The 23,592-nt window shown below is 42.8% G+C and carries 27 protein-coding genes; 21 read left to right on the top strand and 6 right to left on the bottom strand.

All coding sequences use genetic code 11. The features are described from left to right. Positions 1-44: 44 nt before the first annotated feature. The 5 genes from ACXAH2_RS03285 to ACXAH2_RS03265 all read left to right on the top strand — a co-directional run bounded on the left by ACXAH2_RS03285 (position 45) and on the right by ACXAH2_RS03265 (position 4,375). Positions 45-1,193 carry a D-alanyl-D-alanine carboxypeptidase family protein gene (locus tag ACXAH2_RS03285; RefSeq protein ID WP_475076674.1) on the top strand — a complete coding sequence of 383 codons (1,149 nt, stop codon included), beginning with the start codon at positions 45-47 and terminating at the stop codon, positions 1,191-1,193. A gap of 24 nt (positions 1,194-1,217) precedes the next feature. Continuing rightward, positions 1,218-1,523: a YbeD family protein gene (locus ACXAH2_RS03280; protein ID WP_475076672.1), complete on the top strand. Its 306-nt coding sequence runs from the start codon at positions 1,218-1,220 to the stop codon at positions 1,521-1,523. Next, positions 1,524-2,168, top strand: coding sequence for a lipoyl(octanoyl) transferase LipB (gene lipB / locus ACXAH2_RS03275; protein ID WP_475076670.1), 645 nt, complete (start codon positions 1,524-1,526; stop codon positions 2,166-2,168). A 1-nt stretch (position 2,169) separates the two neighbouring features. Next, entirely contained in the window at positions 2,170-3,129 is a 960-nt protein-coding gene (gene lipA, locus ACXAH2_RS03270; protein WP_475076669.1) for a lipoyl synthase, read from the top strand. Between the two features lie 358 nt (positions 3,130-3,487). After that, on the top strand, positions 3,488-4,375 hold the full coding sequence (locus tag ACXAH2_RS03265; protein ID WP_475076667.1) for a GNAT family N-acetyltransferase: 888 nt from the start codon (positions 3,488-3,490) through the stop codon (positions 4,373-4,375). Here ACXAH2_RS03265 and ACXAH2_RS03260 read toward each other — a convergent pair. Next, positions 4,326-5,090: a hypothetical protein gene (locus tag ACXAH2_RS03260; protein WP_475076666.1), complete on the bottom strand. Its 765-nt coding sequence runs from the start codon at positions 5,088-5,090 to the stop codon at positions 4,326-4,328. The two genes, ACXAH2_RS03265 and ACXAH2_RS03260, sit on opposite strands and share 50 nt — an antisense overlap. Positions 5,091-5,298: 208 nt before the next feature. Here ACXAH2_RS03260 and parC point away from each other — a divergent pair, with 208 nt between their 5' ends. The 3 genes from parC to bfr (ACXAH2_RS03245) all read left to right on the top strand — a co-directional run bounded on the left by parC (position 5,299) and on the right by bfr (ACXAH2_RS03245) (position 8,668). Then, positions 5,299-7,605: a DNA topoisomerase IV subunit A gene (parC, locus tag ACXAH2_RS03255; RefSeq protein ID WP_475076664.1), complete on the top strand. Its 2,307-nt coding sequence runs from the start codon at positions 5,299-5,301 to the stop codon at positions 7,603-7,605. A 115-nt stretch (positions 7,606-7,720) separates the two neighbouring features. Then, positions 7,721-8,194 (top strand): bacterioferritin, encoded by a 474-nt coding sequence (bfr, locus tag ACXAH2_RS03250; protein WP_353668972.1) that lies wholly within the window; start codon positions 7,721-7,723, stop codon positions 8,192-8,194. Positions 8,195-8,203: 9 nt separating this feature from the next. After that, positions 8,204-8,668, top strand: a complete 465-nt coding sequence (gene bfr, locus ACXAH2_RS03245) for a bacterioferritin (RefSeq protein ID WP_475076661.1) — start codon at positions 8,204-8,206, stop codon at positions 8,666-8,668. Between the two features lie 15 nt (positions 8,669-8,683). Here the strand turns inward: bfr (ACXAH2_RS03245) and ACXAH2_RS03240 are convergent, their stop codons facing one another. From ACXAH2_RS03240 to ACXAH2_RS03230, 3 genes are all read right to left on the bottom strand, one after another. Then, positions 8,684-8,878: a (2Fe-2S)-binding protein gene (locus tag ACXAH2_RS03240; RefSeq protein WP_475076659.1), complete on the bottom strand. Its 195-nt coding sequence runs from the start codon at positions 8,876-8,878 to the stop codon at positions 8,684-8,686. Between the two features lie 180 nt (positions 8,879-9,058). After that, positions 9,059-9,727, bottom strand: a complete 669-nt coding sequence (locus ACXAH2_RS03235; protein ID WP_475076961.1) for a DsbA family oxidoreductase — start codon at positions 9,725-9,727, stop codon at positions 9,059-9,061. After that, positions 9,727-10,401 (bottom strand): DNA-3-methyladenine glycosylase I, encoded by a 675-nt coding sequence (locus tag ACXAH2_RS03230; RefSeq protein ID WP_475076657.1) that lies wholly within the window; start codon positions 10,399-10,401, stop codon positions 9,727-9,729. Before ACXAH2_RS03230 ends, ACXAH2_RS03235 begins: the two co-directional genes overlap by 1 nt. 174 nt (positions 10,402-10,575) lie before the next feature. On the opposite strand from ACXAH2_RS03230, the gene ACXAH2_RS03225 reads away from it, so the two are divergent. From ACXAH2_RS03225 to ACXAH2_RS03205, 5 genes are read left to right on the top strand one after another with little or no spacing between them, the layout of a single operon-like run. Then, positions 10,576-11,301 (top strand): pyridoxine 5'-phosphate synthase, encoded by a 726-nt coding sequence (locus tag ACXAH2_RS03225; protein ID WP_475076655.1) that lies wholly within the window; start codon positions 10,576-10,578, stop codon positions 11,299-11,301. Between the two features lie 34 nt (positions 11,302-11,335). Further along, a complete protein-coding gene (locus ACXAH2_RS03220; protein ID WP_475076653.1) occupies positions 11,336-11,926 on the top strand; it encodes a tRNA-uridine aminocarboxypropyltransferase in 591 nt (196 codons plus the stop codon). 24 nt (positions 11,927-11,950) lie between these two features. Then, a complete protein-coding gene (locus ACXAH2_RS03215) occupies positions 11,951-12,244 on the top strand; it encodes a DUF1244 domain-containing protein (RefSeq protein WP_475076651.1) in 294 nt (97 codons plus the stop codon). 37 nt (positions 12,245-12,281) lie between these two features. Next, on the top strand, positions 12,282-12,941 hold the full coding sequence (locus ACXAH2_RS03210) for a transglutaminase-like cysteine peptidase (RefSeq protein ID WP_475076649.1): 660 nt from the start codon (positions 12,282-12,284) through the stop codon (positions 12,939-12,941). A 10-nt stretch (positions 12,942-12,951) separates the two neighbouring features. After that, positions 12,952-14,901 carry a bifunctional diguanylate cyclase/phosphodiesterase gene (locus ACXAH2_RS03205; protein WP_475076647.1) on the top strand — a complete coding sequence of 650 codons (1,950 nt, stop codon included), beginning with the start codon at positions 12,952-12,954 and terminating at the stop codon, positions 14,899-14,901. A gap of 40 nt (positions 14,902-14,941) precedes the next feature. Here ACXAH2_RS03205 and ACXAH2_RS03200 read toward each other — a convergent pair whose 3' ends face one another. Then, positions 14,942-15,316 (bottom strand): hypothetical protein, encoded by a 375-nt coding sequence (locus tag ACXAH2_RS03200; RefSeq protein ID WP_475076645.1) that lies wholly within the window; start codon positions 15,314-15,316, stop codon positions 14,942-14,944. Positions 15,317-15,592: 276 nt separating this feature from the next. On the opposite strand from ACXAH2_RS03200, the gene ACXAH2_RS03195 reads away from it, so the two are divergent. The 8 genes from ACXAH2_RS03195 to mobA all read left to right on the top strand — a co-directional run bounded on the left by ACXAH2_RS03195 (position 15,593) and on the right by mobA (position 22,856). Further along, positions 15,593-17,758: a type I secretion system permease/ATPase gene (locus tag ACXAH2_RS03195; protein WP_475076960.1), complete on the top strand. Its 2,166-nt coding sequence runs from the start codon at positions 15,593-15,595 to the stop codon at positions 17,756-17,758. Between the two features lie 2 nt (positions 17,759-17,760). After that, a complete protein-coding gene (locus ACXAH2_RS03190) occupies positions 17,761-19,089 on the top strand; it encodes an HlyD family type I secretion periplasmic adaptor subunit (RefSeq protein ID WP_475076643.1) in 1,329 nt (442 codons plus the stop codon). Between the two features lie 104 nt (positions 19,090-19,193). Further along, positions 19,194-19,829 carry a response regulator transcription factor gene (locus ACXAH2_RS03185; RefSeq protein ID WP_475076641.1) on the top strand — a complete coding sequence of 212 codons (636 nt, stop codon included), beginning with the start codon at positions 19,194-19,196 and terminating at the stop codon, positions 19,827-19,829. A 473-nt stretch (positions 19,830-20,302) separates the two neighbouring features. Further along, complete coding sequence (locus ACXAH2_RS03180; RefSeq protein ID WP_475076639.1) at positions 20,303-20,470, top strand: hypothetical protein; 168 nt, start codon at positions 20,303-20,305, stop codon at positions 20,468-20,470. A 21-nt stretch (positions 20,471-20,491) separates the two neighbouring features. Then, positions 20,492-20,698: a hypothetical protein gene (locus ACXAH2_RS03175; RefSeq protein WP_475076638.1), complete on the top strand. Its 207-nt coding sequence runs from the start codon at positions 20,492-20,494 to the stop codon at positions 20,696-20,698. Positions 20,699-20,703: 5 nt separating this feature from the next. Further along, on the top strand, positions 20,704-21,273 hold the full coding sequence (locus ACXAH2_RS03170; protein WP_475076636.1) for a (2Fe-2S)-binding protein: 570 nt from the start codon (positions 20,704-20,706) through the stop codon (positions 21,271-21,273). After that, complete coding sequence (locus ACXAH2_RS03165; protein ID WP_475076634.1) at positions 21,270-22,268, top strand: glycosyl transferase family protein; 999 nt, start codon at positions 21,270-21,272, stop codon at positions 22,266-22,268. Before ACXAH2_RS03170 ends, ACXAH2_RS03165 begins: the two co-directional genes overlap by 4 nt. Before the next feature lie 3 nt (positions 22,269-22,271). Then, the gene (gene mobA / locus ACXAH2_RS03160) at positions 22,272-22,856 is read left to right on the top strand and encodes a molybdenum cofactor guanylyltransferase (RefSeq protein WP_475076632.1); all 585 of its coding nucleotides are present in this window, start codon (positions 22,272-22,274) and stop codon (positions 22,854-22,856) included. On the opposite strand, the gene ACXAH2_RS03155 is transcribed toward mobA, so the two are convergent. Next, on the bottom strand, positions 22,839-23,585 hold the full coding sequence (locus ACXAH2_RS03155; RefSeq protein WP_475076630.1) for a DUF3108 domain-containing protein: 747 nt from the start codon (positions 23,583-23,585) through the stop codon (positions 22,839-22,841). The genes mobA and ACXAH2_RS03155 overlap by 18 nt on opposite strands. Between the last annotated feature and the right edge of the window lie 7 nt (positions 23,586-23,592).

The raw sequence follows: 23,592 nt of genomic DNA, 5'->3' as shown, positions 1-23,592 counted from the left end.
TAGTATTATTCACAATCATTTTTTGGAAGACGACTTTTTTGGGTATGAAAAAACTTTTCGCGACATTATCACTTGTATTTGGCCTTGTATGTACATCTGTTTCGGCCGCTCCAGCATTAATTCCTACACCACCACAATTGTCAGCAACAAGTTATATCCTGATGGACGCTTACACAGGTGATGTTCTGGTTTCTCATAATGCAGAGAAGGAATACCCGCCAGCCAGTTTAACTAAGCTAATGACGGCTTATATCATAGAGTATGAATTGGCGCGCGGTAACTTGTCTTTGTCTGACCAGATTAAGGTTAGTGAGAAAGCATGGCGTATGAAAGGGTCACGCATGTTTATTCGTGAAGGTACTAAGGTATCTTTGGAAGACCTAATGCGCGGAATTATTATTCAATCAGGTAACGATGCTAGTGTGGCCGCTGCGGAATACATTGCAGGCAGTGAATCGGCATTTGCAGATTTAATGAACCAACATGCGCAATTATTGGGTATGAATAATACGAATTTTGTGAATTCGACTGGATTTCCAGCGGAAGGGCATTATTCTAGTGCTCATGATATGGCCAAGTTGTCTCGTGCTACTATTTTGCAGTTTCCAGAAAACTATAAGATGTATGCTGAAAAAGAGTTTAAATACAATAACATAAATCAGCCTAATCGTAATAAGTTACTGTGGCGTGATAAAACTGTGGATGGTTTGAAAACAGGTCATACTGATGAAGCAGGTTATTGTTTAGCTGCTTCTGCTGTGCGTAATGGTACCCGTTTAATCAGTGTGGTGATGGGCACAAAATCCGATCAAGCGCGTGCGACAGATTCACAAAAATTATTAGATTATGGATTCCGTTACTACGAAACTCGTAAGTTATATAGCCGTGGTCAAGTTGTTAATAATGCACGTGTATGGGGTGGCAGTGAAAATTCAGTAAAAGTAGGATTTGCTGAGGATGTGTTGATGACCATTCCACGTCAGCAAGCGGATTCTTTGCCTGCGACACTGGATATGAAAAAAGAAATTACCGCGCCAATTGCCGTCGGCGATGTATTGGGTACTGTGATTGTAAGTACACCAGATAACGTTTTGCATGAGCATCCAGTGGTTGCTTTGGAAGCGGTAGAAGAGGGTGGTTTCTTCAAGCGCTTATTTGATAATATTCGCCTTTTCTTTGCGAACTTATTTTAAGCCTTAGTGGCGAATGGTAGATAAATGGCGTTAATTACGAAAGAGGGTGATCAGGTTGGTAAGCAACCTGATGCCCCAAAAATTGAGTTTCCATGTGAAAACTACGTAGTCAAAGTGGTTTCTGTGGATGCTGAGGGAGCTCATGCTGATATCGTGGCCTGCTTTAAGAACCATGCACCAGAAATGGATCCGAACGCTGTCACCACTAATCGTTCTAGTAAGGGGCGATTTGTCAGTTTCAGCTTCCGTATTGTTGCTCAAAGCGAGGCGCAATTGTCTGCGTTACATGCTGATCTAATGGCAGTGAACGCAGTTAAGATGGTTTTATAAATGACATTAGACTTGATATGCCGTGATCTTGGTTTAGTGGAGTACCAAGATTCTTGGCAGCGCATGAAGCAGTTTACCCAAGAGCGAACCAAGCAAGATGCAGATGAGATATGGTTACTTGAGCATCCAGCGGTATTTACTCAAGGACAAGCCGGAAAAGAAGAACATCTGTTAGCCCCGGGAGATATTCCAGTTTATCAAGCTGATCGTGGTGGGCAAGTTACCTATCATGGTCCAGGACAATTAATCGCCTATGTGTTGATTGACTTGAAACGTCTTGGTATTGGTGTGCGAGATTTGGTGACTGTGCTGGAGCAATCCATTGTCAAAGTGTTGGCGCAAAATGCCATTGACGCTTATGCCAAACCAGATGCACCGGGTGTGTATGTGGATGAAAAGAAGATTTCATCCTTAGGTTTGAGGGTGCGTCGTGGTTGCTCATTTCATGGTTTAGCGTTAAATGTCGATATGGATCTGACACCATTTAATCGAATTAACCCTTGTGGTTATCAAGGGTTACAGATGATTGATATGCAGCGTCTAAAAGCAGATGTAAGCATATCTGATATAAAGACTCAGTTGGCCAATCAGCTAGCTGAACACCTCGGATACACCAGTCCGACTATCCAACAAGGGTGGAACTAGAATGACAGCAGAACGCAAACGCGTTATTCAAGGGGAAAAACTACGTGGCGCCGATAAGATGGCACGTATCCCGATTAAAATAGTACCGACAGAAGAGATTCCGCGTAAGCCTGAATGGTTGCGAGTTCGTATGCCAGCTTCTCCAGAGATTGCACGTATCAAAAGCACTTTACGTGAACACAAATTGGCGTCTGTGTGTGAGGAAGCAAATTGTCCGAACTTAGGTGAATGTTTCAGTAATGGTACGGCGACCTTCATGATTATGGGGGAGATTTGTACTCGTCGCTGTCCTTTCTGTGATGTAGCGCATGGTCGTCCAAATCCGTTAAGTCCAGATGAGCCAAAAGAGCTTGCGGCGGCGATCCGCGATATGAAATTGAAATACGTGGTAATCACTTCCGTTGACCGTGATGACTTGCGTGACGGTGGTGCTCAGCATTTTGTTGACTGTATTCGTGAAACCCGTGCGGCCAGTCCAAATATTGAAATCGAAACCTTGGTTCCAGATTTCCGTGGACGTATGGACGTGGCAGTGGAAACCTTGGTGCAAGCCCCACCAGATGTGTTTAACCATAACTTGGAGTCGATTCCGCGTCTTTATCGCCAGGTGCGCCCAGGTTCGGATTATCAGTGGTCATTAGACTTATTGAAAAACTTCAAAGACCGTTGTCCAGATGTACCAACCAAGTCAGGTTTGATGGTGGGAATGGGGGAAACCTTTGAAGAAATCGTTGAAGTCATGAAAGATCTTCGTGCTCACAAGGTTGATATGTTAACCATTGGTCAATACTTGCAACCTTCTAAGCACCATTTCCCAATGGCGCGCTTTGTGCCACCAGAAGAGTTTGCTCGCTATGAAGCAGTCGCCAAAGACCTTGGCTTTACCCATGCTGCTTGTGGGCCTTTGGTCCGTTCATCTTATCATGCAGACAAACAAGCTCATGGTGAGAGAGTTTCTTAACGGTAAGCTTGATCTATAGTAACGTTAAAAAGCGAAGTTTGATGGCGATTCAACTTCGCTTTTTTTTGTGACAACTGAAAATCGTAAAAAAAAGCCCGCACAAGGCGGGCATCAAGCTATCCTTAACTTTATTAATAAAGGGGAATATTAATAAAGTATGATGAATGACAAAGCCACTTTTACCACAGCTATGTCATTCTTTTCTTGGCATTGTAAGATGTGTCTATACGAATGCCATAGATGAAAAAGAGTAAATACTTCGGTCAGCAAGGTGAATTTCTTAAAAGTGATAAATGACTGACCTTACCCTTTAAAAAGACACATACGAACGCATCAAAATCACTTACTTAGAGGTTTCATGACTGTATTTAGTTCCACTCAGGACGAAAAATATTTTGCCGTTGTGATTTCTATCAAATTAATGCTCGATGATTTAACCCAGCGCATCATGATTGAAAAGCTGTTGATGATGGCCAAAGACAAACCAGGCTATATGGGGGAAGAGTCCTGCTATGGTGAAATCTATAGTCTGATTACCTATTGGCAAAAAGCCTCGCAAGCAAAGGCCTGGCAGGATGATGAAATGTTGCGGCGGGTATTGTCTTTGGGGGAGCATTTTTGGTATCAAGAGTATTCTATGAAACTCTGCACCGTGAATCAGGATATGTCGTTTAAAAATTCAAATGTCGGTCAGCAAAACTCGCGTTTTCCTTATATAAAAACGCCACGAGGCGTGTTGCGTTTATTAGAGCAATCTCAAGCGCACCTGCTGTTTGATTATGTGAATGACGAGAGGGATTTTTTGGCACCATGGGAGCCATTGAGAAATGAGGCTTATTACTCAATGGAAACCTGTCAGCTAAGAGTTCGAGAAATGCGACGGGACTTTTTGGAAGATAAATCGTGTGTACTGTGCTTACTTAATGCCGATGAAAGCAAAATGTTGGCCTACAGTAACTATTCCAATATCGTTCGAGGTGTGTTTCAAGCCTGTAACTTGGGTTACAGTTTGCGACAACAGGAGCAAGGTAAAGGCTTGATGACGGAAATGCTCAAGGCTGGTATCCAATATATGAAAAAGGAGCAGCACATCGAGCGAATTCAGGCTGGCTATATGCCGAGAAATGAACGTAGTGCAGCTGTACTCAAGCGTCTTGGCTTTGAAAAAGAAGGTACAGCGAGGGATTATCTTAAGATCAATGGTCGCTGGGAAGATCACATTTTGACGGCGTTAATTTTGCGTTAAGAGAATTAATGGGTCGATTTAGCACGATCACCCGTCCTTTTAATGGCGCTTTTTTTGATATTACCAATGAGAGTAGGATTATAACTTCTTCATGAGGGTTGAGAATAGCGCTGGCTCGTTTCGCTGGGATAACTTGACCCCATTCAGAGCAAAGGGAAGCAGCCGCTTGCTTATTGGCTAAATAGGTTTGTCCTTGTAATGGCAAGATGTAATGCATAGCGTCTTTCTGATAATAAAGGGCTTCGCTGTATCTTGCTGGGTATTTTTCAATGCTAATTCGTGTTTCTTTCGTTTCCCATAAGGGCCAGACTTGTACTTGCTTCTTTTCAATCTGACTGTCTACTGTACCGCTGGATACTTTTTGTAGCGTGTCAGGCACTATAGAATTTGCTTTAACTTTGTTAAAACGGATCACGCAAAGGCTGGCGTTAGGTGTTAATAAGGTTAAGATGCTGGTTTGATTTATAGGAAACCAAACACCTTGTTGAGCCTTGATGTTCACTGCATTCTGTTGACTTTGTATGTGGACTTCACCGGTTAGCAAGAAAAAAAAGCTTGCTTGCGCAGGTTGATATAAGCGAGTCGGTGTGGCTTCTTGACTCAGTCTTTCATGAAGGATCATGACATCATCTTGCTGGTGTATGATAATACGTTCGCTGTCACCATATAGAGGATACTGAATAACAGGGAGTGTATTTTGGTTTGCCTGACTCACCATCTTGTGCCTTGTATTTATGTTATTAAGGAAGGATAAGTTCTTAATTAAGTTATTCTCATTAAAGCATGAGACACTACCCCTTGCATTATATTCTTGTTTTGAGTGTTGCAGTACCTCAGGGTGTTTCTTTATAGTGGTGCCAAGAGATTTAAAGCCTTTGCTAGCTTAGCGAAAAGAAATAAATGATAGAAGAAGGAATGCTTGCTTGAGTGAGTTGTCAAATTTCGAGTCGAATGAAACCCTTTCATTAAAAGACTATACAGAAAAAGCCTATCTGAACTATTCCATGTACGTCATTTTAGACCGTGCTCTACCTCATATAGGGGATGGTTTAAAACCCGTTCAACGCCGCATCATTTATGCCATGAGTGAACTCGGACTCAAAGCGACTGCAAAGTACAAAAAATCGGCTCGTACCGTTGGTGATGTGCTGGGTAAATTTCACCCGCATGGTGACAGTGCTTGCTATGAAGCCATGGTGTTAATGGCCCAGCCTTTTTCTTATCGTTACCCGTTGGTTGATGGTCAAGGTAACTGGGGAGCCCCAGACGATCCAAAGTCCTTCGCTGCCATGCGTTACACAGAATCTCGCCTGTCGAAATATGCCGATGTACTTCTTAAAGAAGTGTCGCAAGGTACGGTGGATTGGGTACCTAACTTTGACGGCACCATGCAAGAGCCTGCGGTGTTGCCCGCCCGTTTACCCAATTTGTTATTAAATGGTACCACAGGTATTGCAGTGGGTATGGCAACGGACATCCCTCCGCATAACTTAACGGAAGTGGGCCAAGCTTGTATTCATTTATTAAACAATCCGAATGCCGAGTTGGACGACCTTTTGAACTTCGTACAAGGTCCAGATTTTCCAACCGGTGGAGAGATCATTACGCCTCGTAGTGACATAGTTAAACTGTATGAAACCGGAAAAGGGCAAATCAAAGCCCGTGCTCGTTTTGATATGGAAGAGGGTGAAATTGTTGTCACCGAACTTCCACATCAAGTATCAGGTAGCAAGGTATTAGAACAAATCGCGGCGCAAATGCAGGCCAAGAAACTGCCTATGGTGGTGGATTTACGCGATGAATCTGATCATGAAAATCCAACTCGTTTGGTCATTGTACCAAAGTCCAATCGAGTCGATGTGGACGCCGTCATGACACATTTGTTTGCCACCACGGATTTGGAAAAATCCTATCGTGTAAACATGAACGTCATTGGCTTAGATGGTCTGCCGCAGGTTAAGCCACTAAAAAACTTCTTATCTGAATGGTTACGCTTCCGAATTGATGTCGTGCGTAAGCGTTTGCAATTCCGCTTGGACAAGGTGCTGAATCGCCTGCATATCTTGGAAGGTTTGTTAATTGCTTATCTAAACATAGATGAAGTGATCGAAATCATTCGGAATGAAGATAAACCAAAAGTAGAGTTGATGGCACGTTTTGGTTTAAGTGATGTACAAGCTGAAGCCATTTTGGAATTGAAATTACGTCATTTAGCGAAATTGGAAGAAATGCGCATTAAGGGAGAACAAGACGAGCTTGAGAAAGAGCGCAAAACCCTAGAAGGGTTATTGTCTTCCGACCGCAAACTGAAAAAATTGATCAGTGATGAAATTCAAGAAGCCATTGATCTTTATGGTGATGAACGTCGTACTCCTATCGTTGCCCGTAAAGAAGCGCAGGCATTCAGTGAAGAAGACTTAATGTCAAACGATCCAATCACGGTTGTGATTTCGAAACAAGGTTGGATCCGTGCAGCAAAAGGCCATGATATTGACGTTCAGGGGCTGAGTTACAAATCTGGCGATGAATATCTTATCAGTACTAAAGGACGCTCAAATCAGACCTTGGTATTGTTAGCTTCTAACGGACGAACTTATTCAATAAAAGCCCACTCATTGCCATCGGCGCGTGGTCAGGGTGAGCCTATTACTGGTCGTATTAGTTTAGAAAAAGGCACCACAATTGTAGCGGCGGTTCTGGATAAGGAAGAGGCGCATTATTTGGTTGCCAGTGATGCGGGTTATGGTTTTATTGCGCAATTAAAGGATTTATATGCTAAAAATAAAGCGGGTAAAGTTACTTTAACTTTGCCTGCTGGAGCCAAAGTATTGTCCCCCGTTGCCGTGACAAACACGGAAACGGGACGCGTTGTTGCAATATCTAACGAGGGTCGTATGTTAGTATTCGATGTCGCTTCGTTACCGCAAATGGCCAAAGGTAAAGGCAATAAGATGATCAGCATTCCGAGTGCTCGTGCAGCACAGGGAGAAGAGCTGGTAGTGGCAATGGCTTGTGTTCAACCTGATGATCTTTTAGTGGCGTTTTCTGGCAAGCGATTTGTTAATTTTGTCGAAAAAGATTTGCAAGAATACATGGGGGAGCGTGGCCGACGTGGTTTGAAATTGCCAAGAGGTTTCCAGCGAGTCGACGGGTTAGAAGTGAAACTAGGTGAAGGCAAAGCTTTTAATGCTAGCACTTCCACTACTGACACCGATCTGTTTGATCGCTAGTCAGTGGACAAAAGGGGTTATGACTGAATAACACCTAGGTCATAACCCTTAATAATAGGTGTTAACTTAGCTCTATTATGCTGTTGAAGTTAGAGCAAACGACGAGGAGAGAAATATGAAAGGCAGTCAGAAAGTAATTGATAGTCTGAATGCATTGTTGGCTAACGAGTTAGCAGCAATTGATCAGTACTTCATTCACTCTCGTATGTATGACGATTGGGGCTTGAATAAGCTTTATGAGCGTCTGAACCATGAAATGGAAGAAGAAACTCAGCATTCTGATTGGTTAATCAAACGTATTTTGTTCTTGGAAGGTGTACCTTGCATGACAAAGCGTCGTGATTTGCTAATAGGTTCTGATGTTAAATCCATGATGCAAAATGACCTGACTCTGGAATTAGAAGTGGTTGCTTGCGTTCGCGATGCCATCAAAATCTGTGAAGATGAGGGGGATTATCAAACTCGTGAAACCTTGGAAAAACTTTTGTTTGATACAGAAGAAGATCACGTTTACTGGTTAGAACAGCAGCTTGGTCTCATGGATAAGGTGGGTATGCAGAATTACCACCAATCTCAGATGGGTAGCTAGGAGTCGATTATGAAAGGTGATCGCGATGTTGTTGCTGGCCTGAATAAAGTGTTAGCAAATGAGTTGGTGGGAATTAACCAATACTTCCTGCACGCTCGTATGTTTAAAGATTTTGGTTTTTCAGCTTTGGATAAAGCGGATTATAAAACCTCTATCCAGAAAATGAAAAATGCAGACCGTTTGATTGAACGAATCTTGTTTTTGGAGGGCTTACCAAACCTTCAAGACCTAGGTCGTCTTCGTATTGGTGAAAACAGCGAAGAAATGATTTCCGCAAATCTAGAATTTGAGTTGGCGACCATTGAAGCCGTTAAATCCGCTATTGATCTTTGTGAGCAAAAGTTGGATTTTATGAGCCGTGATACGCTGGAAAAAATTCTGGAAGAGCAAGAAGAGCAGATTGATTGGCTGGAAACTCAGCAACAATTGATTAAAACTTCAGGAATTGAAAACTATCTACAGTCTCAGATGTAAGACAGATATATTGGATCAAGCAACTTGTGATTGGCACTCTGCTATTTTGATGAGTTCTTGATTCAGCACCTGTTTAGCGCATTGGCAGCATTTGCCACATTGACTACCAATGCTGTGTTCTTTGTACAGAGCACGCATGGTAGTCGCGCCTTGCTGAACAGACGCTTTGATGTCTTTATCAGATACTTTATTGCAGATACATACGTACATGGAATGAAAATTACTCTCATTAGTGTTTATATGTTTCGATTCTATTTTTAATGTGAATGATTATCAACATTAAATTTTTTATTAATCTGAGAGTATTGATAGTTTTTCTGAAGTAAAAAAATGGGAGGCCGATTGCCTCCCATTTTTTTGTCCTAAACTGAGTGCAAAAGCTTGGGCTATTTAGCTGATTTCTTTTGCAGCAATGTCGTGTAACACTTTCAAAAATGACTCAGGGTCATGTGCGCCATGCAGCATGTATTTGTCATTGATCACGTAAGTAGGAACAGATTGAATGTCCATTTGACGAAGATGCTGCAATTTTTTCTCTGTTAATTGACGAGCCTTGTCGCTGTTGGCGTAGGCAATGTCATCGGTTTTTAAACCTGTTGCCACTGCCACCTTCTCTAAGACCTCTGCTGAACCTATGTCCTCTCCATTAGTAAAGTAGGCATAAAAGAGTGCTAGGGCAAAAGGGGTTGCTAATGAGGCTTTACTGGCCGCTAACATAAATTGATGCGTTAACTTAGTGTTCGGTACGCGATCTTTTTCAGAGAAGTTAAATTCAATTCCGGCTTCCTGTCCAACATGCTGTAAAGCATGGTTTACTTCGTTCAGTTTTTCCTGACTGCCAAATTTTTCACTTAGATACACATCACGATCTGCGCCACTTAATGAAATGTCTGGATGCAACTCAAAAGGTTGCCAACGAATATCAATTTTATAATCTTCGCCTAATTGATCTATGGCTTGTTTGAGTCTTGAGTAACCAAGGTAACACCATGGACAGACTAAATCCGAAATAATGTCGATGCGTAGATCGGCCATGAAATCTCCTAAATGTGTTTGAATTAATTAATACTGAGGGCAATGCATTGACTGATTTCTGTGTAACTGCGCCCTGATTCTTGATGCCAATGGTTAAACGCTTGTTGCGCTGCTTGCAAAGCCGCTTGTGTGTCTTTGCCTGTGGTAAGGATTTGATGATGGCGTAAATAGCCTTCAACATCTTTGGTTAACAGAAAGGTGTCTTTGCCCATGCTACGAAGAGTATAAGGGCCTGTATTTCCGCCTAGGCGTGCGCCATGCTTTTTTAGATACTTCCACAATTCAACAATCTCGTTACTCGGCCAATTCGCCACAAATTGACTAAAGGAGCCATGTTGGCGCTGGCAATCATGAATCATCATAGCGTTATCACGAATGGTCATGACTTTACCAAAATGACGAATGATGCGAGGGTCTTTGGCTTTTTCTTCCCACATTTCATTGTGAATAAGTAGCATTTTTTCAATATCAAATTTGAAAAAAACGTCTTCAAAGTTAGGCCATTTATTACGTACCACTTGCCAACTGATGCCAGATTGAAACACCTTTTGGCTGAAAGCCGCTAACCATCTGTCATCACTTAGTTTACTCAGTTGCGCGCTCGATAAGGGGTTACTCAGTTTCTGTTCTAAAGCTTGTTCACCACCGTGGCGCTGCGCTGCTCGTTGGTAAATATCGTCGAAGCGTTCGTAAAGCATTCAAGGCTCCTAGATCCAGTCAAGATAGGTGAGGGAGTTTACCACAAAGCATCAGAAGAAATGGGCAAAGCTAAGTTTTGCTGCGAGTTTTACCCTGTCATGAGCAGATTTGGTACTGGCCAAGCAGAGTTTGTTTTATAATGCAGCAAAATGATCGAATCGAGAGAATAAGGCATGACACATTTAAGCGTTAATTTGAACAAAATTGGATTATTAAGAAATTCTCGCGGTCGAGATTATCCTAATATGGTGCAAATGGCAGAACGTACTCTCAAGCTTGGCGCCTTTGGTGTCACCATCCATCCAAGGCCCGACCAGCGTCACGCCACCTATCAAGATGCCCATGATTTAAAGACCCTGCTTAAGGCGTATCCGCAAGCTGAATTAAACATTGAAGGCTTTCCTGATGCGCAATTTTTAAATGTGGTTTTAGAAGTAGAGCCTCATCAGTGTACCTTAGTGCCAGACGATCCAAATCAGCTGACTTCGGATCATGGCTGGAACTTGTCTCGCGATCAAGATGCATTACGTCCTGTTATTGCGACATTGAAACAAAAGGGCATTCGTGTGGTCTTGTTTATGGATCCTGTGGCGGAAAATATGGCGTTAGCGAAAGAAGTGGGTGCAGATCGTGTCGAGTTGTACACAGAGGCTTATGCTAATGCTTATGGCACCGAGCAAGCGGAAGCAGTATTAATGTCTTATCAAGAAGCGGCACAAGCGGCACTAGATGCTGGCTTAGAAGTGAACGCAGGCCACGATCTGGATTTACAAAATGTAGCGGCCTTGTGTGATCCTGGTCGCATAACAGAAGTTTCTATAGGCCATGCTTTGACGGTGGAAGCCTTAGATCTTGGTTGGGATCAAGTGGTGAAAGCTTACCTTGAAAAATTGGTTTAAATGCTTTCATTGATTTATCGGTAGTGGATTGACGGTGAATAGCTTGTCTGAGCGGCGTAAGACTTGTAGTGAATGTGGTTTTTTACAACTCCAATGTGTTTGTGCTTGGATACCAAAGCTTGATACGTCACTCAAGATCATCGTGGTACAAGACCCTAAAGAAGCCAAACATGCCAAAAATACTGTGGCGTTACTGCGTTTGGCATTGCCAAAGATAAAGTGCATCAGTGTGACTCAAATAGAGAGCTTATCAGATTTAATGGCGAGTCGTTGGCGGTTACTTTTCCCAAGCGAATCGGCTCATTGGGTCGAAGCCTTGGGCGCTGAGGAAAAATCGAACATAGATGGCGTAATCTTGTTAGATGCAACATGGCGCAAAGCTAAGAAATGGATGTTTACAGAGAAGGTGCTGCAAAATTTTACCTGTATTAGTTTTGCCCAACCACCACAGAGCCATTATGCGATTCGTAAAGCACCGAGTGAACAAGCCTTGTCCACATTGGAAGCTTGTTCCTATTGTATTGAACAATTGCGAGGCGATGACATGCAGCTACTTAGAAACTTTATGCAACAGGCGCAAGCGTGGCAGTGGCGACAACAACCTGCTGAGCATAAAGGTAATTAATAACCCTTGAAAGAGAGTGACATCATGGAAAAACAAACTGAAATCGAAGCGGCTGTTTTGCGCCGTTTACTAAAACACCTAGACGACAACAAAAGTGTACAAAATATCGACTTAATGAATCTTGCAGGTTTTTGTCGAAACTGTTTGAGTAAATGGTATGTTTCCGCGGCAGAAGATCGAGGAGTCAATGTGAGTTACGACCAAGCTCGTGAATACGTGTATGGTGAGCCTTATGATAGCTGGAAGGCAAAATATCAACCAGAAGCAACGCCTGAGCAATTAGCGGCTTTTAATGCTAAATCGCCAAGCAACGACTAATAGTGGCCTAACAAGCAGGCCCTTTTTGTCATGGATAATGACCAGCCAGAAGCCAGTATTGATTGGCGTACTGCTGCTCGCCTGTTTGATCTCTTCTTTGTATCTTCATGCTGAGGTATCAGATAAATATCGGAAAATAGCTAAGCAAGCCGCTAAAGTTTATGGTGCCAATGCAGAGAAACGTATATTGGCTTGGCGACAAATCGTTAATGATTCCAAAGATCTGTCCATGGCTGATAAGCTGGCCAAGGTGAATAATTTTTTTAATCAGATGGATTTTGTCAACGATATTGATTTGTGGGGGCAGCAGGACTATTGGGCAACCCCCATTGAATTTCTAGGGATGCGAGCCGGAGATTGTGAAGACTTCACCATTGCCAAGTACTTTACTCTACGTGAATTGGGTGTGCCAGATGGAAAGCTTCGTTTGGTTTATGTTAAAGCCTTACGCCTGAATCAGCATCATATGGTCTTGGCCTATTATCATAAGCCTACTTCGGTCCCCGTGATTTTGGACAACCTAGACAAAGAATTGAAACCCGCCTCAAAACGCAATGATTTATCGCCAATATATTCGTTTAACGCCGAAAACTTGTGGCTATCCAAAGAGAAGGGACGAGGTGTGCTGGTGGGCGGTTCTTCCCGCTTGAGTTTGTGGACAGATTTAAATAACCGTTTGAACACGGTGGCAAATTAGGAGAATTTGGATGACGTTGTTTCGCCAATTATTGATAACCATAGTGGCCATTTTCTCAATGATGCTGGCTGTTGTTATGGGAATAAACTTTGATACCACCAAGGGCTATTTGATTGGGCAATTGGAATCTACGACGCAAGATACTGCTACTTCATTGAGTATGTCTGTGTCGGATTACATGGCGCTTGACGATTATGCGGCTGTCGACAGCAGTATTAATGCGGTATTTGATAGCGGATACTTCTCCGAAGTGAAAATCCATGTGTACGCCACCGATGACAACATAGTGCGTTCCAACGAAACCAAAATTGTCGGCGTGCCAAGTTGGTTTATCAGCCTTATTGATTTCCAAGTTCCAGTGGCTAAGGCGGTTATTTCTAATGGTTGGAATGAATTAGGACAAGTCTATGTGACTGGCAGTGCAGGCTATGGTTATCATCAATTATGGCAGGCGTCTCGCGATTTACTGATTTCCTTTTTTGTCATTGGCACCATTACGTTGGCATTAGGGAGTTTTGCTCTGCGTTATTTGTTCCGTCCTTTAGCAGAATTAGAAAAACAAGCCAATGCCATTCAACAACGTCGTTTTACCAAAATGACCAATATTCCTAAAACTCGCGAATTAAAGTCTGTGGTGCTGTCTATGAATCGTATGGCGGACAAGTTAGAAAAACTCTTCGCAACGGAAATGGAAACCGCGCAGTGGTTACAAAACAAAGCCTTTAAAGACTCGGTTAGTGGTTTGGGTAATCGAAATTTCTTTGAAAGTCAGATGAAAGCGCACTTTGCTGAACCGCAGCGTGGAGAGGATGGCTTGTTGCTGATCAGTTTAGCCGATCTTGGAAAACTCAATAACGAGCGTGGTTATGAGTCGGCAGATGTGTTTATTCAGGCAACGGCAGAAATTATCCAGCAAAAAGTGGCAGAGGTGTCTTCAACGGCAACCTTAGCACGTTTGTCAGGGGCAGATTTTGTGGTTCTTTTGCCTAATTTTGATCATAGTCGCTTAGAGAAGATTGCTCATGACATAATGGCCTCCTTAAAGGATCTGAGTATGGCTGATATCAGTTATTCATCTTATGTCGGCAATATCGGTGCGGTTACACTTGATGCTTCAGTGACTCGTAGCGGTGCTATGTCACAAGCTGATACCGCTTTACGTGAAGCGAAGCGAGCTGGTGAAAATTCGGTAAAAGTCATGGAGCTGAATGCCAATCAGGATACCTCGTTAAGCCGAACGGATTGGAAACGTATTTTGGAGGCCACCATTGATAACCAGTCGTTTAACCTAAAGAAACAAAAAGTGGTTGTCTTAAATGAAAAGCGGTCGCTTCTCCATGAAGAAATCTTCATGAATTTGAGTTATGAAGGTAAAGATTATCATGCGGGGTTCTTTATTGGCTTAGCAGAACAATTTGATCTGGGGAGTCAGATTGACCAAGTCATCATTCAAAGTGTGATTGAGCATATTCAGACACAGCGAGTCTCGCATCCATTGGCCATTAACTTGTCAGCGTCTTCTTTTAATAAGCCCGAGTTTATTGCATGGCTAGTGAAAACATTGCAAGCACTAGACAATAGAGTAAAGCAATTATTAGTGTTTGAAATTTCAGAGCAACATGTTTTAGCAGATGAAGAGAATGCGTTAAAACTTTCGCAAATACTAAAGCAATTTGATGTGAAATTTGGAGTGGATAATGTTGGTAAGCAATTCTCTGCATTCCAATATTTGAAAAGTCTCATGCCAGATTATGTGAAAGTCGATTCGTCTTACACGCGAATGGCAGCAGGGAAAGAGTCGGAATCTTTTTTCATGCATACCTTATGTAAAATGTTTGGTAGTTTACATATTGATGTGATTGCCACAGGCATTGAAAGTGATGAGCAATGCAAAGCGCTACAAAGATTTGACGTGTCTGGTGGTCAAGGTTTTGTCATTGGGCGTGTGCAAGACATATGATCTTAATAGGTTGATCTTCCTATTAGGAGCGCAAAGCTGGTTAAATAAAAGAGTCTCCGTCAGAAGAGGCTATTGTGTCATTGTCAGCTATCAAGCTTTCATCATGATGAGCGTGAACGCCACGTACCCATTTACGGCTCAGCAGTTTCTTTTGGGCCGCTTGCGGCAATTCGGTGAATTGAATTAAACGTTTTTCCGTCAACAGGTCGATTAAATCTTCGAGTATACGCATCATGTCGCCGTCTGAGTCGGTTAACATTTGTTGTGTATCGCGAGAGTCGTTATCGGCGAATTTTTGTTCTAAAATTTTTGCAACACTGGGTTCATTGGGGGCTACTAATAGTCCATATTCTTCTGATTGTGAGGTTGCGATATCAACAATGTTACCTGCATTATCGAGTTTTGCGTAAAGCATGGTCTGTTACCCTCTTTGTATCAATTTGTAGTGGCTCGCTTAGTTAACTTCCCATCTTAGCCGAGAACTACTATTCTAGACCAGAAATCACATGCCTTTGGTTTTAAATTGTTTTTTCGTCTACTTTGGAGAAAAAAGAGTATGTCAGACTCTGATCGCTCAGCACAGGACAATCCTGAGTCATTAAAGGATGAGCATCAAGATGTGAATGTCAGCGATTCGGCTGAATCTGCTCAAACTGGCGTGAAAGCGGAAAGTGTGACTGCCGAAGAAAGCATGTCAACAACGACGAAAACATGGCAAGCAAATACCAGTTTGTTGGAATATCCAGATCCTTTACTAGACTGTTTAGTATTACTCAGTCGGTATTTTAATAATCCTTATACTGCCGATGCGATTGCTGCTGGTCTACCCATTACAGATAATTTTATGACGCCCGAACTTTTCCATCGAGCGTCAAAGCGCATTGGCATCAGTTCACGTTTTGTTAAGCGCACATTGGCAAAAATCCCCCACATGGTTTTACCAGCGGTTTTGCTACTGGAAAACCAAGAAGCTTGCGTCTTGTTGGATATTGATGATGACAAGGGAGTAGCAAAAATTCTGCGTTCAGAATCGGGGGAAGGTGAGATCAACCTTCCGATTACTGAGTTACAAGCCAGTTATACAGGTTATTGTTTTTTTGTTCGTCCTGTTTATCAGTTTGACAAACGTTCGGAAAAATCTGACGAAGCCAAGCAGAAAAAGAGCCATTGGTTTTGGGGGACGGTACTGAGTTCTTGGCGTATTTATCGAGATGTATTTATTGCTTCGTTATTGATCAATATGTTTGCGGTTGCCAGTCCTTTGTTTGTCATGAATGTTTATGACCGTGTGGTACCAAACAATGCCTTTGATACCTTATGGGTATTGGCGATAGGCGCTGCGGCTGTATATTTATTTGATTTCTTACTACGCATGTTACGTGCCTATTTTATTGATATTGCAGGAAAAAAATCTGACATTTTGATTTCTGCAGCGATTTTTTCGCGGGTCAATAACATCACCATGGCTTCAAGGCCAAAGTCAATCGGTGCTTTTGCGAAGAATTTGCAAGAATTCGAAAGCATACGAGATTTTATCACTTCTGCTTCTATTACCACCTTAGTGGACATTCCATTCATGTTTTTGATCGTCGGTGTGATCTGGCTAATTGGTGGTCCTGTGGGTTACATTCCAATTATCACTATTGTATTGATCTTGCTTTATAGTGTGATAGTGCAAGTGCCATTAAAGAGATCCATCGAGGAGAGTCAGAAAACGGCATCGCAGAAAAATGCGGTATTGATTGAAAGTTTGTACAACGCCGAAAGTGTTAAGTTAAATAACGCTGAAGGGGTATTGCAAAAGCAATGGGAAAACGCCGTAGGCAACATAGCCGATTGGGGGGTGAAAACACGTCAGTTGTCACAATCTACCTCTTCTTTTGCTATGGTGGCGCAACAATTAACCACAGTTGTCATCGTCATCGTTGGCGTGTATCAAATTTCCGAAGGCCTAATGAGTATGGGAGCTTTAGTGGCATCTGTCATGTTAACGGGGCGTGCATTGGCACCAATGGCGCAAGTGGCCAGTTTGGCAACCCGTTACAATCAAGCCAAGTCGGCCTTTATGTCTCTTAATGAAATTATGTCGTCACCAGTGGAAAATCCGGAAGACACTAAATTTGTGCACCGTCCAACTTTTAGAGGTGAGTTCCAGTTTGATGCTGTAAGCTTCTCGTATCCGGAGCAAGATCAGGCGGCTATTACAGACATCAATATTAATATCCGCCAAGGAGAAAAGGTTGCCATTATCGGACGTATTGGTTCGGGCAAATCAACCTTGGGTAAATTGATGACAGGTTTATATACGCCAAGTAGTGGTGCCATTCGTGTGGATGGTGTTGATCTTCGCCAGATTAACCCAACTGATTTACGTCGTAACCTAGGATCGGTGTCGCAAGATGTCAATCTCTTCTATGGCTCCATCAAAGATAATATCGTGATGGGAGCACCTTACATGGAAGATGATGCCATTATCCGTGCGGCGGAATTGTCTGGCGTGTCTGAATTTGCTAATCGACGTTCTAATGGTTTGGATAGCCTGGTGGGTGAGCGAGGCGCGTCATTGTCGGGAGGGCAGCGACAGAGTATCGCGATTGCTCGCGCTATGCTTTTCGATCCGCCAGTATTGATTCTTGATGAGCCAACAGCGTCCATGGATAACACGACTGAAGCACGTATGAAGCGTCGCTTGATGGCAAATTTGCGCGATAAAACCTTGATCTTGATTACGCACAAAGCGTCCATGTTGGACATGGTGGATCGCATTATCGTCATGGATAATGGCCGTTTAATTGCTGATGGTCCGAAAGAGCAAGTACATGAAGCACTGCGACAAGGTAAGCTTAAGGTTAGTTGATTATGAGTAAGCGCTCAGTAACACAGGGTGACCTTGGTTACCTATCTGATCGAAATGCCGCTTTAATGCTGAAAACCCCTCGGGGTGGACGCATAATTCTTTGGGTGATTTTTTTATTTATTATGACCTCCCTTGTATGGGCCTACTTCACTGCTTTAGATGAAGTGACGGTAGGTGAGGGGACCGTTATTCCTTCGAGTCAGGTGCAACAAATTCAAAATTTGGAAGGCGGTATTTTAAAAGAAATCAACGTCAAAGTAGGTCAAGTCGTCAATACTGGCCAGATCCTCATGACCATAGAGAATACCGAGGCTCTGTCTTCCCTGCGTGAGCAGCAAGCCGAATACATTAATTTGCAGGCCAGAGCCTCCCGTTTGCAAGGTGAATCTTATGGTACGCCTCCGGTATTTGATGAAGCGTTACGAACCAACTATCCTTTGGTGGTGAATCGTGAGATGGATTTGTACGATAACCGTCTAGAGTCTTTGCGAACCAATCAAGCAGGCTTCGAACAGCAAATAGAGCAGAAGAAGCAAGAAATCGTTGAGCTACAAGCCAAAATTGATAACCTCAAACAGAGTTATGAATTCTCTAAAGAAGAGCTTGCTTTAACGCGACCAGCTTTTGAACAAGGGGCGTTGTCGCGCGTGGAACTCTTGCAATTAGAGCGTGAAGTCAATCAACTGCAAGGAGAATTTGAGGCTACTCAGTTAGCGATTCCACGTGCACGTTCAGCACTTAAAGAAGCGCAAAGTAAGCTAGATGAAAATGTTGCCAAATTTCGTGCCGATGCTCAAGAAGAGTTGACCAATGTACGAGGTAAGCTGGATCAAATTCGTGAAGCCAGCGTGTCGTTGGAGGATAAGGTGTCTCGGACTCAGGTGCGTTCACCGGTAAAAGGCATTGTTAAGCAAATTCAGATCAATACAGTTGGTGGTGTTATCAGGCCGGGTATGAATCTGATGGAGATAGTGCCTATTGAAGACTCTTTATTGATCGAAGCCAAAATACGACCTGAGAACATAGGCTTTATCAAACCGGATTTGCCCGCTGTTGTGAAGTTGTCTGCTTATGATTTTGCTATTTTTGGTGGCTTAGAGGGTACGGTTGAGAACATCAGTGCCGACACCATCTTAGATGAAGAAGGGAATAGCTTCTATTTGGTTAGGGTGAGAACCAATAAAAATTATCTGGGTACGGATGACGCGCCTTTGCCAATTATTCCAGGTATGCAAGCCAGTGTAGACATTATTACGGGCAAAAAAACCTTGCTGGATTATCTTTTAAAACCCATATTGAAAGCCAAACAAAATGCTTTACGTGAACGCTAATTACAAAAATTTTAGTTTTCATATTATAGTGATAACAAATGTTAACAACCAAATAGTGCTGGCTGGTTAGAATAATATAAATACCCATTGATACGAGTCTGGTTTTGAAAATATTGTGTTGGAATACAGATGAAGCGGTTTGGCAACACTGGTTAAAAGTAGCGCCAAAAGGCTTTGAATTGCGAAAAGTCATGAGTCTGGAGGAGGCACAACAAGCTTTATCCGCTTCTAACAGGACATTTCAATATTGTTTTGTATTTTTAGCGGACGGCTCTTTTTCTCAGCAGGTTGAAGATGTGGTGTTTTTGAGATCACAATTTGTTTCGCTGAAACTGGTTGTTTTCCCCAATCAAGCCAGCCAAACAGCAGCTTTGCGTATGTTCTCTGTAGGTGTAAATGGTCAATGTGCGCCTTATATCGGTCAAGAGCAACTTTCATTAGTGATTTCTGTGATTGACGCTGGAGAAATCTGGGGCGGTAAGGCGTTTATTCAACAATTAATCAGTCAATCGACAGAACAATTGAATGAGCCCAGTTTGGACGTGAGTGAGCTTTCTGAACGTGAAATCGATGTGGTGCGTTTGGTGGCCTCGGGATTGTCTAATAAGCAGGTTGCTCAAGAAATGGCCATTACCGAAAGAACGGTTAAAGCGCATCTTACTTCAATTTATAAGAAAACAGATACACGTGATCGTTTGACCTTAGCATTGAAGGCCAAAAGTCACCTAATGGTGCATTAACTTTTGCATTTCATTATTCCTGCACTTGAGTGGCGCTTTTCTGCTTTTTTTTACGAACTGTGATCTCGATTTCAACCTTATTTAAGTGTTTATCAATATCTAAGTTACAGTCTGGTAAGTGTCTTGAAGAAGAAGGTTTATCTATCCCGACTTGGCAAGCCAAATTGGAGCAAGGTAAGGTGTTTGTCGCCGTTTCATGATCCAATTTGGTTAGCAAAAAAAAATAGTATCGTACTTTTGTGGTGCTTTTATGGATAGGAATCGATAGAAATCGGAATGAGAAGGCACAAAAACAGCTCCCAAACTTGGCCTGTTATTTGCTGACAATATGATTAACTGATGCACCTTGAACCAACGCTAGTTTATTTACAAAGCAATCAGATATTACAAAAGGCAACGAAGCCCAATCGCTTATTAAAGTGGTTGGGCTTTTTTTGTTCAAAAATTTGCTCAAGAAGGCGATGGGAAAGGTTATGGCAGAGCTCACTCAAAAAACGACTTGTCCATATTGCGGCGTTGGCTGCGGTGTGAAAGTGACCTTGCCGGAGAATACGTCTGAGGCGTTTCTTCCTGTATCGGGAGACGAAATGCATCCTGCGAATTTTGGTCGTTTGTGTGTTAAAGGAAGCAGCCTAGCGTAAACTTTGGCAGGGCAAGACAGATTGCTCAAGCCCAAAGTGTTTGGTAAAGAGGTTCCATGGCAAGATGCTATAGAAACCATCACCCATAAAATTCAACAAGTGGTCGCCGAACATGGTCCAGATGCCTTTGCTTTCTATTTGTCCGGTCAAATTCTGACGGAAGACTATTGTAAGTGGTTGATCCCTTGTCTGGTCAGCCCGAGTCTAAACAGGCAAGAGTGGCGCTGAAGGCTGTGAAAGTAGCCTCTTATGGTGTGATTGCCAGTCGCTTTCCGCTTCCCAAAATGGATTTTCTTTACTGGTGTCGAGTGCCTTCAGAATATGGCTATCACTATCAAGTGGCGTTGGATGAGAAAGTTGATAGGGAAGTTTGGCAAACACAATTAGCGAATGCCTTGACGGTCACGCAACAATTAGAATGGTTGCACTATGACAATGCGTTGACTGATCAACAACGCTTAGCTGGATTGTCTGAGGGGGAATTGATGTTTGCACTGTATTTGCAGACGTCACCAGAGCCGCTCAACGCGGATTGGCTGGTGGAAAAACTGGCACCCGCAGTCAAAGTGTCTGACTTAGAGCGTATGGCCATATTGGCAGGAAGCTTGGCCACGGCAGAAGACAGGGGCGAGATTATTTGTTCATGTTTTCAAGTAGGCAGTAAACAAATTCAAAAGGCGGTGGCAGAAGGATGTAGTTCAGTGGCTGAGTTAGGGGGTCGCTTAAAATGCGGCACCAACTGTGGTTCTTGTATTCCTGAATTGAAACCTTTTATCCCAATGCAAGTGGAGCAAAGTGCATGAGTGATGAATTCAAAACCTTTGTACAAATTTTAGGGCGTGGAAAAAAAGCTGCTCGGTCATTAACGGAACAAGAAGCTGAACGGGCAATGAGCTTGTTGCTCAATGAAGAGGTTGCGCCAGAACAAGTCGGTGCTTTTTGGATGTTGATTCGAATTCGCGAAGAGACAGTGGCGGAAACGGTTGGCTTTACCAGAGCAACTCGTCGTTTTTTGGCTCGGCAAGATCGCTTGCAAGAAAAGGTTGACCTAGACTGGCCGGCTTATGCTGGTAAACGTAATGAATTGCCTTGGTTTTTATTAGCGGCTTTGGCACTTGCCAATGCCGGGGTGCGAGTGTTGATGCATGGACACGCCTTTGTTGGCGAAGAGCGTATTTACGTGCATCAGGTGTTACAGGCTTTCGAGCTTGAGGTGTCTGATTCGGTTATTGCCGCGGATATTGCTTTGCAAAAAAATAATTTTGCTTTTATGAATTTGACAGCCATTCATCCAGCCTTAGCACGCATGATGGATTTAAAACATATCTTAGGTTTACGCTCACCTGTTAATACTGTGGTGCGCATGATGAATCCTTATGCTGCGCCACACAGTGTTCACGGCGTGTTTCATCGGGGCTATGATGAATTACATATGCAAGCTTGTGAAGTATTGCAGGACAATTCTGTTTTGGTGTTTCGTGGTGGTAATGGGGAAGCGGAAGTCAATCCTGAGCGCGATGTCGCCTTGGGTAAATGGCAAGGCCAACAGGCCAGTTGGACGCATTGGGACAAAGCCGAAACGGGTTATAAACGTTGCAAAGACAATTTGGCAGTGTCGCGAATGTTGGACCACTGGCAAGGTAAAAGCTCAGATCCATTTGGGCAGCAAGCGGTTCGTCAGACATTGGCTGCCGTCGTTGGGTTAGTATATCGCATTGAGTCGCATTCAGCATGTTTGGCAATGGCAGACGAAATTTGGTCTAATCGTCATTTCCAATGGCTAGCAAAAGCGAATTAAAATATGGATTTAACTTCTGTAACAGGTGTCGTTTTAGCGGGTGGTAAGGGTGAAAGAGTATCAGGTGAAGACAAGGGGTTATTGTCTTTTCGTGGTAAACCAATGGCGCAACATGTCGCCAATACATTAGATAAAGTAGTGGATCGTGTTGTCATAAATGCCAATCGTCATTTGGCAGAGTATGAGGCATTGGGTTTTGAAGTATGTGCTGATGACATGCAAATGTTAGACATAGGGCCTTTGGCTGGGTTGTACACTTGCTTGTCTGGTATGAAAACCTCACATCTCATCATTTCTCCTTGTGATACCCCTTTAATCTCCGTTGCGGCATTTGAAGCCTTGTTGGCAGCAGCAAAACAAAACCCCACTCAAATTCATTATTTACATAATGATCACGGTAATCATCCTTTACATGCCATTATGCCCGTAGCGTCGACTTTGTTTGCTTTAGACGTATTTCTCACCAACAAGGATGGTCCTTCAGTCTTGTCATTTTATGAAGACTTCGGCTGTCAGTCAGTCTGCTGGCAATTTGATAATGAGCTATCCAATCTCAACAGCTGGGAAGATTTAAAGTCGTTTGAATGACTCAATGTCTAGTGAATAGGACTCGCCGTCTTCCTTGTGAACCAATTTGACGAGCAAGAAGTCTAACTCGGGGACAAACCAGAAAGAAGTCTGCTTACCTTTGCTGAGATTGTCTGTACGTACCATTTTGATGGCGGATAGATGACCTAGCTTAGTCTTGATGGTTTCCATTTTTTCGCGTTGAAATAACCAATTTTTGATATAGCCGCCGTCAGCAATTAGATAATCAAATTCGTTTTTACCTTGTTTTAAGTCTTGACGAATTTGTAACTGAATGGAGAGTTTGTCCAATGTGTTTGGGCTGATGGTTAGGTTCCAAGGTTTTTCTTTAACATCATTACGCACCAGCCGTTTTTTCCAATCAAAGGTTAAAGTAGCTTTGCGCGTTTTGCCTAGCACTTTGGTTTTGTAATGGTATAGGGTGGGAATAATTTGATGATCGCGGACGTAGAATTCTGACGATTCCATTAACGAAGCGATTAGGCTGTCAGCGGTAAAGATAAACTTCCACATGTCACCCCTTTGCTTGGAAAGGGTTTGTTTGCCTTCAACTTTTAGACTGATGCCTTTTTTCCATACGGTACTGTACACCGCAGAGTAAGCTTGCAAAAATGGGTCGTTATTGTCATTTACAACAGTGTTATTGGTGATGGTTTCACTAGCAAAAGCAAGCATAGGAATCGACATAAAAAAGGCAATGAACCAAACTGAAATTTTATGAATTCCCATGCTTTCT

It is taken from the genome of Marinomonas sp. ABL3_031 (assembly GCF_056161265.1).
Note: the sequence above shows the minus strand (reverse complement) of the source record. Positions and strands in the feature narration are given on the sequence as shown.